We start from the raw sequence: 13,442 nt of genomic DNA on the forward strand, positions 1-13,442 counted from the left end.
TGTTATTGACTGATTCCGTGTCAGTAATTGAAAGCAACGCCAAGTGTGTGTTTTAGGCCAATAGACGCTCTCGCCCGAAGGGCTGTCAGGTGTGGTTGACGATGTGGTTGGAGACAGATTTGAATCTAGACGGCCCGGGTGTTTTTGCAAGGCTATCTGATGGCGATTTGATTTGGGGCGCCACTCGCGTTTCAGGTGACCCGAATTAGCTGCTTGCCCGGCCCGTTCAGGGCCGCGAATAGCCGCGCAACTGCGCCGGGCTGACGCCAAGGCGTTGCTTGAACAGCGTGGTCATGTGCGCCTGGGAGTTGAAACCGCAAGTGTGGGCGATATCGGTCAGTCGGGCGGTTGAGTCGCGCATCAGCGCCCGTGCCTTGGCCAGGCGTCGGTCGATCAGGTAGCTGTGCGGGCTTTTGCCGGTGGCATTCTTGAATGCCCGCATGAAATACCCTTCGGACAAGCCAAGCAGCCCGGCCATTTCCTTGACCCCCAGCGGACCGTCGAGACCGGCATCGATGAACTCATCGAGCAGGCGCATTCGCCCGCCGGTGATGGACCCTTGTACGGGGGCCGAAAACGTCTTGGGGTCCTTCAGCCGTTCAGCCAATCCGAGCGTCCAGGCCTCCCAGTCATCCTCTGCGCAGGCACGCAGCAGTGCGCTGCGCATTCTCAGGGCGAGGGTGATGGCCTGCGGGTCCATACGGTTGTTGAACGCATGTTCCCCCGGCAACGCCATACCGTCGGTGCGCACGACCCGCAGGTATTCTCCGCCCCTGGGAGATTCGGAGAACACGTCGCATTCGGCGGGGACAAATGCCAGGCCGTTGGGGATCGCCTCGAAGGGCTGCACGCGGTCGCTGCCGATGGCGTGCAGGCCACGCTGGCTGTCGAAGGCAAAGCCGATCGCCGACTGGGTGGCGACATAGCGGGTGGCGTAGGCGCAGCCGGGCAGCAATTCGATCGCCCACGGCCCTGCTTCGATACGACGGACCGGTTCGGACTGGGGCGGCTGTTGGCGGTTTCGAGGGTTCATGAACAGCATAGTAGTGAAGAGAGGAGCAGAAAGTCAGGTCAGTTTTCTGAAAGCCCGCCGGTGGAGCCCTGATTAGACTGGGCAAAAACCCGGAGGCCCATCATGCACACACTGACTCGCGACGATATCGAACAAGCTGCCCGCCACTTATACGAAGTCATGCCCGCCACCGCCCAGTACGCCTGGCCCTTGTTGGCTGAACGGCTGGGTTGCACGGTGTGGGTCAAGCACGAGAATCACACCCCGACGGGGGCCTTCAAGGTACGCGGCGGCCTGACCTTCGTGCGCTGGCTCAAGCGCGAGCACCCAGAGGCAAAAGGCATCGTCACGGCGACTCGCGGCAACCACGGCCAGAGCCTGGCGCTGGCGGCCAGCGCATTGGGTTTGAAAGCGTTGATCGTCGTGCCGCAAGGTAACTCGGTGGAGAAGAACAACGCCATGCGCGGTTTTGGCGGCGAGGTGATCGAGTATGGCCGCGATTTCGATGAGGCCCGTGAGGAGGCCGTGCGCCTGGCCCAATCGCATGGCCTCTACCTGGTGCCGCCGTTCCATCCCGAGTTGGTCAAGGGCGTGGCGACCTATGGGCTTGAGCTGTTCAACGCGGTGCCGGACCTGGACACCGTCTATGTGCCGATAGGCTGCGGCTCGGGGATCTGCGCGGTCATCGCCGCCCGCGATGCCTTGGGCCTGAAGACCCAGGTGGTGGGCGTGGTGTCCACCGAGGCCCTCGCGGCGAAGTTGTCGTTTGAAGCGGGCAGGCTATGCGAGACCGCGTCGGCAAATACCTTTGCCGACGGCCTGGCCGTGCGCAGACCCGTTCCCGAGGCCTTTGCCATCTATGGGGCCGGGGCGGCGAGAATCGTAGCGGTCAGCGATGCTGAAATTGCCGGGGCCATGCGGGCGTATTACACCGACACCCACAACCTCGCCGAAGGTGCCGGCGCGGCCGCCTTGGCAGCGCTGATGCAGGAGCGTGAAACGATGCGGGGGAAAAGGGTGGCGGTGATTCTCTCCGGTGGCAATATCGACCGGCCGGTGTATGCGAATCTGATTGGCTGAGGTCGGGCTTGCCGCCGTCATCGCGAGCAAGCTCCCACAGGAGGGCCGAGGTGTATCTCGAATCTTACAATCACCCCGGACAACTGTGAGCGAGCTTGCTCGCGATAGCCGCAGGTCAGGTTGCACCTGAGGTTGAATGTGCCGCCAATGACTACGCCGCTTCCGCAGCCATGGCTGCCCGGACGCTGGGGCGTGTTGCGATTCGCGCCATGAACGCCGCCAGTGCCGGCCAATCCCTGATCTGGATATTGAACAACGGCAGCCAGTTCAGGATGGTAAACAAATAGCTGTCGGCCAGGCCAAAGGTGCCCATCAGGTAATCCTGTCGTTCAAGGGTCTGGCTGAGGTAATCCAGGCGCCTGAACAGTTTTGCCCTGAAGATGGCCTTGGTCGACTCTGCAATATCGGCGTTGAACAGCGGCGCACATCCGCTGTGAAGCTCGGAGGTAATGAAGTTCAACCATTCCTGCAAGCGAACCCGCTCCCAAGTGCCATTGGCCGGCGCCAGCGTGTTTGCGGGGACCAGGTCGGCCAGGTACTGGACGATGGCGGGCCCCTCGGTCAGGACATTACCGTTATCCAGCACCAAGGCTGCCACGTAGCCCTTGGGGTTGATGCTCAGGAAATCGAGCCCATCGGCAGTTCGCTTGGTTTTGTTGTCGACCCGAATCAATTCAAATGGCAGGCCCAATTCCCGCAGCACGATGTGCGGGGACAATGAGCAGGTCATGGGGGCGAAGTACAGTTTCATGGTTTCCTCAAGGACGGGGGGGGCTGTCAGAATCCGCGAGGGCCGGAACATTTTCAAAGGACATCTTCAGTGCTAGCGTATGACAAAATCTCATGAGCAAGCCAAACCCAATGGCCATCAGAATCCCTTCCCTCAATGGCCTTAAAGCATTCGAGTCAGCCGCTCGGCATATGAGCTTTACCAAGGCTGCGCAAGAGCTGAACGTCACGCAGACAGCCATCAGCCATCAAATTCGCCGGCTCGAAGAGGAACTGGGCGTGCGCCTGTTCTTGCGGCTCAAGGATGGCCTGGCCCTGACAGACGAAGGACATGCCTATTTCCCAGGCGTTCGCGCGGCGTTCCATGAGTTGCGCTATTGCACGCAGACGTTGCTGCAGAGCCGCAGCAACAGCGTCTTGACGATCAGTACCCTGGTTTCATTTGCTTCCAAATGGTTGTTGCCGCGACTGGCGTCATTCCAGCAGGCGTTTCCCAACATTGACGTGCGCGTTACGGCATCTACCGAACGAGTGAATTTCCGTGAGGGCGGCGTCGATGCGGCCATTCGTTACGGTTCCGGGGACTGGAAGGGGTTGCGGGCGGACTGGCTGATGGCCGATGAGATCTTTCCGGTGTGCAGCCCCAGGCTGCTGCAAGGTCCGAAAGTCCTGGAGAATCCACGCGATCTGGCCCGGCACACCTTGTTGCAGGTCAGTGGGGTGACCCGCGACGACTGGAGTGCCTGGTTGAGCGCCGCTGGCCAGCCGAAAAAACTGGCCGAAGGCAGCCGGCTGACATTCGACCTTGCCATGATGGCCGTTCAGGCTGCGGTTGACGGTCTGGGGGTGTGCATTGGGCGTTCGACCTATGTCGAGGATGACCTGAAGGCCGGGCGATTGGTTGCCCCCTTTGATCTGCGATTGAAATCTGACCTTGGCTTTTATTTCGTGAGCCCGCATGAAACAGCCGACACGCCAAAAGTGCAGGCCTTTAGAACCTGGCTGATGGATTCGTTGGGTTTTGGCGCCGAAACATGATTACCGCGTACCGTTCAGCCTTCAGTCAGCGAGCCGATATGAATAGAAGGTCCGGTTACTTTCAGGGTTCACCGAGGGTACGTCATGTTTAATACAACACTAAAAAACGAACTGACGGCTAGGACGGCCGAATTGGCAACATACAAAGGATTGGTAGGCTCCCTGGAGCGGTCGATGGCTGTTATCGAGTTCAGCCCCGACGGCAAGGTCCTTCGGGCGAACGAAAATTTTCTTGGCACGATGGGCTACCGTGCGGATCAATTGGCCGGCCTGTCCCATCGGGATTTTTGCACCCCGGCGCTGGTGGGCAGCGCCGAGTACCGTGAATTCTGGAACCAGTTGCGCGCCGGCCAGTTTGTTTCCGGCACGTTTCAGCGCCGTAGCGCGCAAGGGCAGAACGTGTGGCTGGAAGCCAGCTATAACCCGATAGTGGACGAGCAGGGCCGCGTCGTGAAGGTGGTCAAGTACGCACTCGATGTCACCGCCAAGGTTGCCAGCGAGGCAGAAACACGTGGCCGGCTGGCGGCACTCGACCGGGCCATGGCCGTGATCGAGTTCGACCTGGGCGGCCACATCCTGACCGCCAACGACAACTTCATGAATGTCATGAATTACACGTTGGCAGAGCTCAAGGGCAAGCATCACCGGATGTTCTGCGAACCGAGCCTGGTTGGCAGTTCGGAGTACAGTGATTTCTGGCGCCGTCTCAACGCCGGCGAGTTTTTCAGCGGCCAATTCAAGCGCCTCGGCAAAAACGGCAAAGTCGTCTGGCTGGAAGCCAGCTACAACCCGGTCTATGACGCCGAAGGCAAGTTGTGCAAGATCGTGAAGTTCGCCAGTGACATCAGCGAGCGGGTGGAGAAATTCGAAGAGGATTCGCGTGGCGCTTCCCGTGCGTACCATATCTCCGCCGAGACCGAGCGAGTGGCCGAACAGGGTGCCCAGGTGATCCACCAGACTGCCAAGGAAATGCGCGAGATTGCCGATAACATTGGCTCTTCCGCGCGTCTGGTTGGGCAGTTGGGCGCGCGTTCGGAAGAGATCACTGCCATCGTCAACACCATTCGCGGCATTGCCGACCAGACCAACCTGCTGGCCCTCAACGCGGCCATCGAGGCGGCACGGGCCGGGGACCAGGGGAGGGGGTTCGCGGTCGTGGCCGACGAGGTCCGGCAACTGGCCGGGCGCACCAGTCGCTCCACCTCTGAAATTGCCGAAATGATCGGCATGATCCTCTCCGAAACCCGCGATGCCGTCGCCAGCATGAACGTGACCCATGAAGGCGCATTGCGCGGCGTAACCCTGGCAGATCAGGCCGGTTCGGTCATCGTGCAAATCAGGAACGGGACCACGGACGCACTTGAGGCCGTGAGCATGTTTGCGTCCAAGCTCGACGAGTCCGAGGTGATCCCCAAGACGGCTATCGGCTGGGTGGGTTGAGGTGAGCTGAGGCCTCGCCCTTGCGATTTATGCGCTTGACCAATTCAAGCAATACCGCTCGCAGTTCCGGCGGTCGCACGGGCTTGGCCAGCACCGAGATACTCAGGCTTTGCAGCGATTGGCGTATCCGCTCGATCTCATGCCCGGTGATGACCAGCGCCGGGACTTGCCAGCCGCGCTGTTCGCGTAGCGCGGCAATGCATTCGGCGCCCGAGACTTTTGTGCCCAGGTCGAAGTCGGCGATGACGATGTCGCAATCGCTGGTCAGCCCTTCGCCGTCGCTGTGGGCCTCAACCTCGCAGCCCCATTTTTCCAGCAGCGCCGAGGTCGCCATCAGTACGTTGGCGTCGTCTTCAACCAAGCACACCCGTAACCCGTCCAGGCGATTCTGGACGGGCATTACCTTGGGCGCCATGACACGTGGTGCTGCCGGCTCCAGGCCGCTGATCGCCACCCGGGTGCCTTGTCCGACCTTGGAGCGGATGTGTATATCGACGTCGAGCATCTGGCTGATGCGCTTGACGATGGACAGGCCGAGGCCAAGGCCCTCGACATCCTTGTCGCGCATATGGCGCACGCGGTAGAACTCCTTGAACACTTCGGGCAAATGTTCGGCGGCGATGCCGCGCCCCTTGTCGTAGATCACCACGGTCAGGCGCTTGCCCTGGCGCCGCACGCCGATCAGCACGGGTTGGCCGGGTGCGTATTTGAGCGCGTTGGACAGCAGGTTCTGGACCATCGTAGTCAGCAAGCTGGGATTGACGCTGACCCAGTAAGGACAATCGCGCAGACGCAGCTCGACGCCGGCCCAGCGGGCCGCTTCGGTGTTCTGCTTGACGACGTCCTGCAGCAATTGGCCCAGGTGTACGGTGTCGGCCTTCGGCATCAGTTGGCCGTGATCGAGGGTGTAGATATCGAGGATCGAGCGGAATAGCTGCGACACGGTGTGCAGCGAACGGTCGATGTTGTCCACCAGTCGCAACTCTTCCTGGCCCAACCGGGCATCGCGCAGGCAGGCCGTGAACAGGCCGATGGAGTGGATTGGCTGGCGCAGGTCATGACTGGCCTGGGCCAGGAATCGCGATTTCTCCTGATTGGCCAAAATGGCTTCTTCGGAGGCAATGCGTGTGCGCTTGAGCAAAATGTGCGCGTAGGCGGGCACCACAATGGTGGTGACGATCAACATCAGGAACATGTAGGGCTGCGTATGCCAGAACGGGGTCAGCCAGAAAACCAATACCAGGCTCGACAATGCGATAACGGTCGCCAACGCCAGGTAGCGCGAGCCGAAGCGCATGCCATTGCCCAGCGTGACCCAGAGTAATGCAGCGTACACCGGGAGCGTGCCCTCTCCACCGACGATCATGGCAAATGCGATGCCGGCATAGTCATGCAGCATTGTGAAAAGGCGCCGCCAGAAGAAGTCTCCGGGCCAGCGCTTGATGATCATGCGCAGGAACACCGAGACGACGATGAAGGTACAGATGTAGATAATGATGGGTACGTAGCTCGCGGCGTCTTCTGGATAGAGGCCGGCCAGGATGACGATATACAGCAGCGCGCAGGCGCTGACGGTCAGGCGTAATGTGGCCTGGTCGAGTTCACTGTTCTTTTCCACCGGTTTTCGAACCTCATGGGCTTCTGGTGCCTTGAGATAGCGTAGCGGCTGGCCCATCAATGCGACTCAGAATAGTTGCCCGGGCCGGGATACTTCAGGAGGGGACTACCACGCAGGGCGTCGGGAGAGCACGTGAACGAAGTCGTTCGTTATCTGCAAGGCTTGCGTCTTGAGCGCAGGTACTTGGAAGAAATGAGGTGAGGGTTGGGGACAGGCTTGATGCTGTCCCCAAAGGCAATGCCATTGCGTCAGTAGACCCTGTAGTACTTCACGACGTCATCGACGAAATAGATGGTCAATACCGAACCCTGGGTCTGGCTTTGGCCCGCTTTCGTGCCGGTCACACTGCTGAGGTCGTTGGCCACGGTTTGTGCCTTGGACAGTTGTGCCGAGGTGTCGTACATCTTCAGGCGCGTCTCGGGCGACACGTACTTGTGGGCCAGCTTCATGTACTTATCCAGGCCCTCATCACTCTTTTCATAGGTCCAGTTCGACTCGTTGCTGGTACTGGTCGAATTGAGCTCTTCATTCGTCGGCGCGCCGAACATTTGAGTGATCTGGCCTTTTGTCGTCTTGCCCGGAATGATCGTTTGCTTGAGGTAAGAGACGTCGTATTTTTGGGCACCCTGATTCAAGGCGCCCATCAAGTTACCCAAGTCGCCGGTGTTTGCACAACCGTTCAGTACGCCCGCCAGCATGCACAGCGTCATTCCATTTCTAAGTGTTTTTCCATATTTGAAGGACATGATGACTTACCTTGAGTTGATGTCAGGACCATTCCATTTCAACCGTGCAACGGTGAAGTTGACCCAGCATTGCGCCGCCTATCGATTTATTAAATCCATAGGCTTCGCATGTCATGACGTTTCAATAGGTACAGTGATACTGCACGGCGCATGGCATGTTGGCTTTCTTTATATTTGGCTGTTCGAACAGCCTTTTTATGGAGCGTCCACAGCTTAGGGGGAGCGTACTGGGCGAAGCTATAGTACAAGTGTGCTATGGCCCCGGAGATGGGCCGGCACGGAGGGTGATGCTCAATTGATATTCGCCGCCGTTATACATTCAATTGTCTTGTTTTCCCGGCCATCCACCATTGCTTGGGAAGTTGGAAAACTGCGCCGCAGCCGCCGCGCGCGTGGGCACACCCAGGGATTTGAGCAGGCTTGAGACATGGATGCGCACCGTGAACGGGGAGATACCCAGGTCCCGGGCTATCTCCTTGTTGGTCTTGCCGGCGGCGATCAAGCCAAGCACTTGCCGTTGGCGCGCGGTCAGTTGGGAAAGTGCATCGTCCAGGATCGCGTTTTCGGCTTGATACTTCACCACCACTTCGCCTTCGCGTATTGCCATGATGGCGTCGGCAATTGCGGCGGGGTCGATATTCTTGCCGATGAATCCGTCGGCACCCAGCGCTATCACCTGGGAAATAACATCGACATCATCCACCATTGAAACCACAATGATCGAGGTGCGTTTGAACTCACCGCGCAACTGGCCGATGACTTGCAACGATTTGATCCCGGGAAAGCGCAAGTCGAGTATCAGGGAGTCCACTTCCACTCCGGAGCGTGCCAGCGCCAATACTTCGTCCAGATTTCCAGCCTGTTCTATGGATGCTGTCGGTATGAGTCGTTCAATGGTTCTCAGCATACCCTCGCGAAACAAAGGGTGGTCATCTGCCACAATTACTCTGCACGTCATGCTTCAGATCCTTCTGATCTTCCAGTTCACGAATCGTAACCTAAACTGCCCCCTTGGGTTTCAAGTTTGAAACAACCTTTCATGTTGGAATAATCCAGTGACCATGACGGAAAAGAATAGCGAGCTTGATCAGGCTACCTTGAGATTGACGGTCGGGGCCTGTGCAGCGCTCTACATCATTGTGGTGGCCTTTCTGGCCAGCGACTTCGAAACCTATGTACCGATCCTGTGGTACATGACCTTTTTCTTCGGCACCGCTATCCCTCTGCGCATGGCGGTCAAGCGCTGGCCCGGGCACTTCTTCCTGCGTCGTCTTTTTGCCATGACACTGGATTATGCCAGTCTTGCCTTTGCCTTGATCGTGGGTGGGGAGGGTACGCTACCGGTGTACGCTGCATTGCTCTGGGTCACGTTGGGCAATGGCATGCGCTTCGGCTCGCGCTACCTGGCGCTGGCAACCGTTATCGCGTTGTCGACCCTGGTGGTGATTTTCCTGCTCACGCCGTTCTGGCGTGGTCAACCCTATCTGTTCCTGACGCTGATCGTCACCACCATCGTGGTGCCCGCCTACGCGCATATCCTGCTGACCCGAACCCGCATCGCTTCGGAAGAGGCGATTGCCGCGAACCAGGAGAAGTCCCGCTTCCTGGCCCAGGCCAGCCATGACTTGCGCCAACCGATTCACTCGATCGGCTTGTTCACCGCCTGCCTGCGCGATGCCCGGTTGGGCCAGGAAGAGTTGCGACTGGTGGACAACATCGACCGTTCGTTGCACATCGTCTCGCAACTGTTTCGCTCGATCCTCGATATCTACACCCTCGATAACGGGCAGCTTGAACCGCAGGCCGAACCCGTACACCTGGGCACACTGCTTCAAGATGTGGTCAAGCAGAACACCGAAGCGGCCCGCTGGGCCGGCGTCGAGTTGCGCCTGCGGCCTTGCCGGCATTGGGTCAATGTCAACGCCGGCCTGTTGGCAACCATGGTGCAGAACCTGGTCTCCAACACGCTCAAATATGCCTCCGGCCAACCGGTGTTGATCGGCGTGCGTCCGAAAGGCAGTGGCCTGGCCATCGTCATCTATGACAAGGGCCGGGGCATTGCCGCCGAACACCTGCCCGAGGTGTTCAAGGAGTTCTATCGGGTGCGTCACGTTCGTGACAAGGACGTCGAGGGGCTGGGCCTGGGGTTGTCCATCGTCAAGCGAATCAGCCACCTGATCAATCTGGACATCCAACTGGACTCCCGGCTCGGCAGGGGCACTCGCGCCATGATCCAGGGGCTGGAAACGGTCGCGCCAAGGGCGATGGTGGACAGGCCGGTGTCCACGCACAGCCGTTTGCAAGGCTTGCGGGTGTGCCTGGTAGAGGATGACGCCAACGTGCTGATGGCGACATCCGCGCTATTGGAGAGGTGGGGGTGCGAAGTGGAAACCCACAGTGACGGAGTGGGCGTGACCAGTGACTGCGACATCATCATTGCCGACTTCGACCTGGGCACGAAGGTCTCCGGTTCCGAATGCATCGCCGCGATTCGCGAACAACGGGGCTGGGAAGTCCCCGCCATGATCATGACCGGCCATGAAATCGAGAGAATCCGCCATGCGCTGCACCACATGAACATTTCGATCCTGGCCAAGCCCGTGCGACCGCCGGAGTTGCGGGCGACCTTGCTCGAGCTGACCAAGAACTTTTCCAGCATCAGGACGTGATCGCCGTCCGGGCCATTGCTCGTTCTTCCACCATTCCATTTTATGAAACGGTGGATTGCAGTTTGTGCGTATTCCTGCGCCGTCGCTTTGGGCAGAAGATGACTCCAGCCACTTGCACAGCCGTGCAAACGAAGGCGGAGAATACCCAACCGTAGCGCACTGGCGCAGGCGTTCATGCTGCGAGCGCGAGGAGTAGCTGATGGACGTAGCCTTGCAAGCAAAAACCTCGCCCTGGCACGAAGGAGAGCTGGCCTTGCAGCGCTCCGTCGGGGCAGTCGACATGATGGCCAGTGTCGGTCAACGGCAACTGGCGCGTACCTGGATGCCGGACCAGCATCGGGAGTTCTACGCCCAACTGCCTTTCGTGGTGCTGGGGGCGGTGGATCGGCAAGGCGACGTCTGGGCGACCCTGCGCTCGGGACAACCGGGCTTCATGAGCTCACCCGATCCGCAGACCCTGCACATCCAACTCGAACCTGAGCCGAACGACCCGGCCCAGGAGGGCTTGGGCGAGGGCGATGCCATCGGGATGCTGGGGATCGAGTTGCACACCCGCAGACGCAACCGCATGAACGGTGTCGTACGTCGCCAGCTCGCCCCGGGGCTCGAGATTTCAGTGAGCCAGGCGTATGGCAACTGCCCTCGCTACATCAACTTGCGCCAGTACCACTTCGTCGATGCGCAGGCCGTTGCGCCGCGTCAACTGACCCTGTCCGACCCGCTGGTGCGGCGCCTGGTGACGGCGGCCGATTCGTTCTATATCGCCACCTACGTGGTACGCGATGGCGAGCGGCAGGTCGATGCTTCCCACCGTGGTGGCAAGCCAGGGTTTGTGCGCATGGATGAAGATGGATCGCTGACCATCCCGGACTTTTCCGGCAACCTGTTTTTCAACACGCTGGGCAACATCCTGCTCAATCCACGGGCAGGGCTGGTGTTCGTCGATTTTCGGACGGGCGATCTGCTGCAAATGAGTGGCTCGGCGCAAGTCCTGCTGGACGACCCCGAGATCAGCGCGTTCCAGGGCGCCGAGCGGCTGCTGCGCTTTATCCCGCAACGCATCGTGTATCGCCCAGCAGCCATTGCGCTGCGCTGGAAGGATCAGGACGAAGGCGACTCGCCCAATTCAATGATGACAGGCAGTTGGGAGCAGGCCGCCGAGCGCTTGCAGGCCGAGGCGCTGCGTAGCCGCTGGCGGGCGTTGCGTGTTGCGCGGGTGGTGGATGAAAGCCACAACATTCGCTCGTTCTACTTGCAGGCGAGCGATGGCTTGGGTTTGCCCCGGTTTGAAGCCGGGCAACATTTGCCGGTGAGGATCTTGTTGGAGGGACAGAGCGCTCCATCGATCCGGACCTACAGCGTATCCAGTGCGCCGTCGGATGATTTCCTGCGTATCAGCGTCAAGCGCGATGGCTCGGTGTCGTCCCACCTGCATGATCAGGTGCAGGCGCTGCACGAGATTGAGGCGCGGGCGCCTCAGGGCCATTTCACCGTCCAGGCCACCGAGCGGCGTCCGTTGGTCTTGCTGGCAGCGGGGGTAGGTATCACGCCGTTGTTGTCGATGTTGCGCGAGGTGGTGTACCAGGGCCTACGCATCAGCCGCATGCGCCCGGTCTGGCTGGTGCAAAGCGCTCGTTCGGTGGCCGACCTGGCTTTCCGTGACGAGATCGACGAACTGGCCGCCCGTGCCGGCGACAAGCTACAGGTTCTGCGCCTGGTCAGCCAGCCACCCACTGATGGAGGGAGCGCTGAGGGCTATGACCTGGCCGGCAGGATCGATGTGGAACTGCTCAAGAAGCTGCTGCCGCTCAACGACTACGACTTCTATTTGTGCGGGCCGGGCAGCTTTACCCAGGCGTTGTACGACGGGCTGCGCAAACTGCGCATCCCTGACGATCGCATCCACGCGGAAACCTTCGGGCCCTCGACGCTCGTGCGAGATCTCGAAGTGAGCATGCCGGCGCCAGAGCAAGTGCCGGCCGCCAATGAAGCGGTGAAGGTCTTGTTCGCCAGTTCCGGCAAGGAGGCACGTTGGGAGCCGGGCAGTGGGACGCTGCTGGAGCTGGCCGAAGCGCGCGGCCTTAACCCGGAATTCAGTTGCCGCGGCGGCTCCTGCGGCACCTGCAAAACTCGCTTGAGCCGCGGCCAGGTGCATTACCTGAGCCAGCCGGCCGAACCGGTTGGCGAAGGTGAAGTGCTGATCTGTTGTGCCGTACCGGCCCAGGGGAGCGAGCCTTTGGTGCTGGAGGTCTAGTGGCCTGCGTGGCTGATTCGTGTACTCGAATTAACGTACAGGCCACTAGGCTCACCGCCCGACTGTTTCACTGGATGAAATGCTGGATTGTAGAAGCTGGTTATTCCGCTGCCCGGGACAGGAGCAGAGGATAGCGCCATCGACGCGATCACCGCTTCGAGCCCAAAACAACATGGAGTACGTCATGTCTGAGAAAGCGATCAAACTTTATCGCCACCCGCTGTCGGGGCACGCCCATCGTGTCGAGCTGATGCTCTCGCTGCTTGGCTTGCCAACCGAGTTGATATTCGTGGACTTGATGAAAGGTGAGCACAAGACTCCGGAGTTTCTCGCCATCAACAGCTTTGGCCAGGTGCCGGTGATTGACGATAACGGCACCGTCCTGGCCGACTCGAACGCGATCCTGGTCTACCTTGCGACCAAGTATGGCAAGGGGCAATGGCTGCCCAGTGATTCGCTTGCCCAGGCGCGGGTGCAGCGCTGGCTGTCGGTGGCGGCGGGCCAGATCAACCAGGGGCCGGCCAACGCCCGGTTGATCACCGTGTTCGGCGCCGGCTATGACGCCGAAGACGCCATCAAGCGCTCCCATGCCCTGTTGAAGGTGATGGAGACGGAGTTGGGCCAAAGCCGGTTCCTGGCCGGTGAGCAACCAACCATCGCTGATGTGGCCGCGTACACTTACGTGTCCCATGCGCCGGAAGGCAACGTCGCGCTGACCGACTACCCGAATGTCCGGGCCTGGCTGGGCAGCATCGAAGCCTTGCCGAATTTCGTCGGCATGCAACGTACCGCCAAGGGCTTGCAGCAAGCCTGATTCAAACCGCGGGTGCTTGTCGGGGGGCATCTTCCGGCAAGT

10 protein-coding genes and 2 pseudogenes are annotated in these 13,442 nt (G+C 60.0%); 7 read left to right on the forward strand and 5 right to left on the reverse strand.

The genetic code is table 11. The features are described 5' to 3' along the window. Nucleotides 1–226: 226 nt before the first annotated feature. Nucleotides 227–1,042, reverse strand: coding sequence for a helix-turn-helix transcriptional regulator (locus BLO97_RS02820; RefSeq protein WP_092344825.1), 816 nt, complete (start codon nucleotides 1,040–1,042; stop codon nucleotides 227–229). 93 nt (nucleotides 1,043–1,135) lie between these two features. Here BLO97_RS02820 and BLO97_RS02825 point away from each other — a divergent pair, with 93 nt between their 5' ends. Next, nucleotides 1,136–2,092: a threonine dehydratase gene (locus tag BLO97_RS02825; RefSeq protein ID WP_092141850.1), complete on the forward strand. Its 957-nt coding sequence runs from the start codon at nucleotides 1,136–1,138 to the stop codon at nucleotides 2,090–2,092. A gap of 151 nt (nucleotides 2,093–2,243) precedes the next feature. Here the strand turns inward: BLO97_RS02825 and gstA are convergent, their stop codons facing one another. Continuing rightward, nucleotides 2,244–2,843: a glutathione transferase GstA gene (gene gstA, locus BLO97_RS02830; protein WP_092141847.1), complete on the reverse strand. Its 600-nt coding sequence runs from the start codon at nucleotides 2,841–2,843 to the stop codon at nucleotides 2,244–2,246. A gap of 110 nt (nucleotides 2,844–2,953) precedes the next feature. On the opposite strand from gstA, the gene BLO97_RS02835 reads away from it, so the two are divergent. From BLO97_RS02835 to BLO97_RS32175, 3 genes and pseudogenes are all read left to right on the forward strand, one after another. After that, complete coding sequence (locus BLO97_RS02835; protein ID WP_063321594.1) at nucleotides 2,954–3,859, forward strand: transcriptional regulator GcvA; 906 nt, start codon at nucleotides 2,954–2,956, stop codon at nucleotides 3,857–3,859. Nucleotides 3,860–4,033: 174 nt separating this feature from the next. Continuing rightward, a pseudogene (locus tag BLO97_RS32170) lies at nucleotides 4,034–4,711 on the forward strand (PAS domain-containing protein); the annotation flags it as partial. Between the two features lie 114 nt (nucleotides 4,712–4,825). Continuing rightward, nucleotides 4,826–5,299 (forward strand): annotated as a pseudogene (locus BLO97_RS32175) (methyl-accepting chemotaxis protein); the annotation flags it as partial. On the opposite strand, the gene BLO97_RS02845 reads toward BLO97_RS32175, so the two are convergent. The 3 genes from BLO97_RS02845 to BLO97_RS02855 form a co-directional block, all read right to left on the reverse strand. Continuing rightward, entirely contained in the window at nucleotides 5,280–6,974 is a 1,695-nt protein-coding gene (locus tag BLO97_RS02845) for an ATP-binding response regulator (RefSeq protein ID WP_218189606.1), read from the reverse strand. The pseudogene BLO97_RS32175 and the gene BLO97_RS02845 sit on opposite strands and share 20 nt — an antisense overlap. Nucleotides 6,975–7,165: 191 nt before the next feature. Continuing rightward, nucleotides 7,166–7,663, reverse strand: coding sequence for a hypothetical protein (locus BLO97_RS02850; RefSeq protein ID WP_092141838.1), 498 nt, complete (start codon nucleotides 7,661–7,663; stop codon nucleotides 7,166–7,168). Nucleotides 7,664–7,982: 319 nt separating this feature from the next. Then, nucleotides 7,983–8,621 carry a response regulator gene (locus BLO97_RS02855; RefSeq protein WP_092141835.1) on the reverse strand — a complete coding sequence of 213 codons (639 nt, stop codon included), beginning with the start codon at nucleotides 8,619–8,621 and terminating at the stop codon, nucleotides 7,983–7,985. Between the two features lie 103 nt (nucleotides 8,622–8,724). On the opposite strand from BLO97_RS02855, the gene BLO97_RS02860 reads away from it, so the two are divergent. The 3 genes from BLO97_RS02860 to BLO97_RS02870 all read left to right on the forward strand — a co-directional run bounded on the left by BLO97_RS02860 (nucleotide 8,725) and on the right by BLO97_RS02870 (nucleotide 13,400). Then, the gene (locus tag BLO97_RS02860; RefSeq protein ID WP_092142714.1) at nucleotides 8,725–10,332 is read left to right on the forward strand and encodes an ATP-binding response regulator; all 1,608 of its coding nucleotides are present in this window, start codon (nucleotides 8,725–8,727) and stop codon (nucleotides 10,330–10,332) included. A gap of 199 nt (nucleotides 10,333–10,531) precedes the next feature. Then, nucleotides 10,532–12,586, forward strand: coding sequence for a 2Fe-2S iron-sulfur cluster-binding protein (locus BLO97_RS02865; RefSeq protein WP_092344827.1), 2,055 nt, complete (start codon nucleotides 10,532–10,534; stop codon nucleotides 12,584–12,586). 184 nt (nucleotides 12,587–12,770) lie between these two features. Next, complete coding sequence (locus BLO97_RS02870; RefSeq protein ID WP_063321590.1) at nucleotides 12,771–13,400, forward strand: glutathione S-transferase family protein; 630 nt, start codon at nucleotides 12,771–12,773, stop codon at nucleotides 13,398–13,400. Nucleotides 13,401–13,442: the final 42 nt, after the last annotated feature.

This window comes from Pseudomonas sp. NFACC05-1, from assembly GCF_900100135.1.
GTDB classification, from domain to species: Bacteria; Pseudomonadota; Gammaproteobacteria; order Pseudomonadales; family Pseudomonadaceae; genus Aquipseudomonas; species Aquipseudomonas fluorescens_Q.

Bases quoted from the DNA above. Each gene is read 5' to 3' on its own strand.
- BLO97_RS02825 (WP_092141850.1), top strand. From the start codon at position 1,136: ATGCACACACTGACTCGCGACGATATCGAACAAGCTGCCCGCCACTTA.
- BLO97_RS02860 (WP_092142714.1), top strand. From the start codon at position 8,725: ATGACGGAAAAGAATAGCGAGCTTGATCAGGCTACCTTGAGATTGACG.
- BLO97_RS02850 (WP_092141838.1), bottom strand. From the start codon at position 7,663: ATGTCCTTCAAATATGGAAAAACACTTAGAAATGGAATGACGCTGTGC.
- BLO97_RS02870 (WP_063321590.1), top strand. From the start codon at position 12,771: ATGTCTGAGAAAGCGATCAAACTTTATCGCCACCCGCTGTCGGGGCAC.
- BLO97_RS02820 (WP_092344825.1), bottom strand. From the start codon at position 1,042: ATGCTGTTCATGAACCCTCGAAACCGCCAACAGCCGCCCCAGTCCGAA.
- BLO97_RS02865 (WP_092344827.1), top strand. From the start codon at position 10,532: ATGGACGTAGCCTTGCAAGCAAAAACCTCGCCCTGGCACGAAGGAGAG.
- BLO97_RS02855 (WP_092141835.1), bottom strand. From the start codon at position 8,621: ATGACGTGCAGAGTAATTGTGGCAGATGACCACCCTTTGTTTCGCGAG.
- BLO97_RS02845 (WP_218189606.1), bottom strand. From the start codon at position 6,974: ATGGGCCAGCCGCTACGCTATCTCAAGGCACCAGAAGCCCATGAGGTT.
- BLO97_RS02835 (WP_063321594.1), top strand. From the start codon at position 2,954: ATGGCCATCAGAATCCCTTCCCTCAATGGCCTTAAAGCATTCGAGTCA.
- gstA (WP_092141847.1), bottom strand. From the start codon at position 2,843: ATGAAACTGTACTTCGCCCCCATGACCTGCTCATTGTCCCCGCACATC.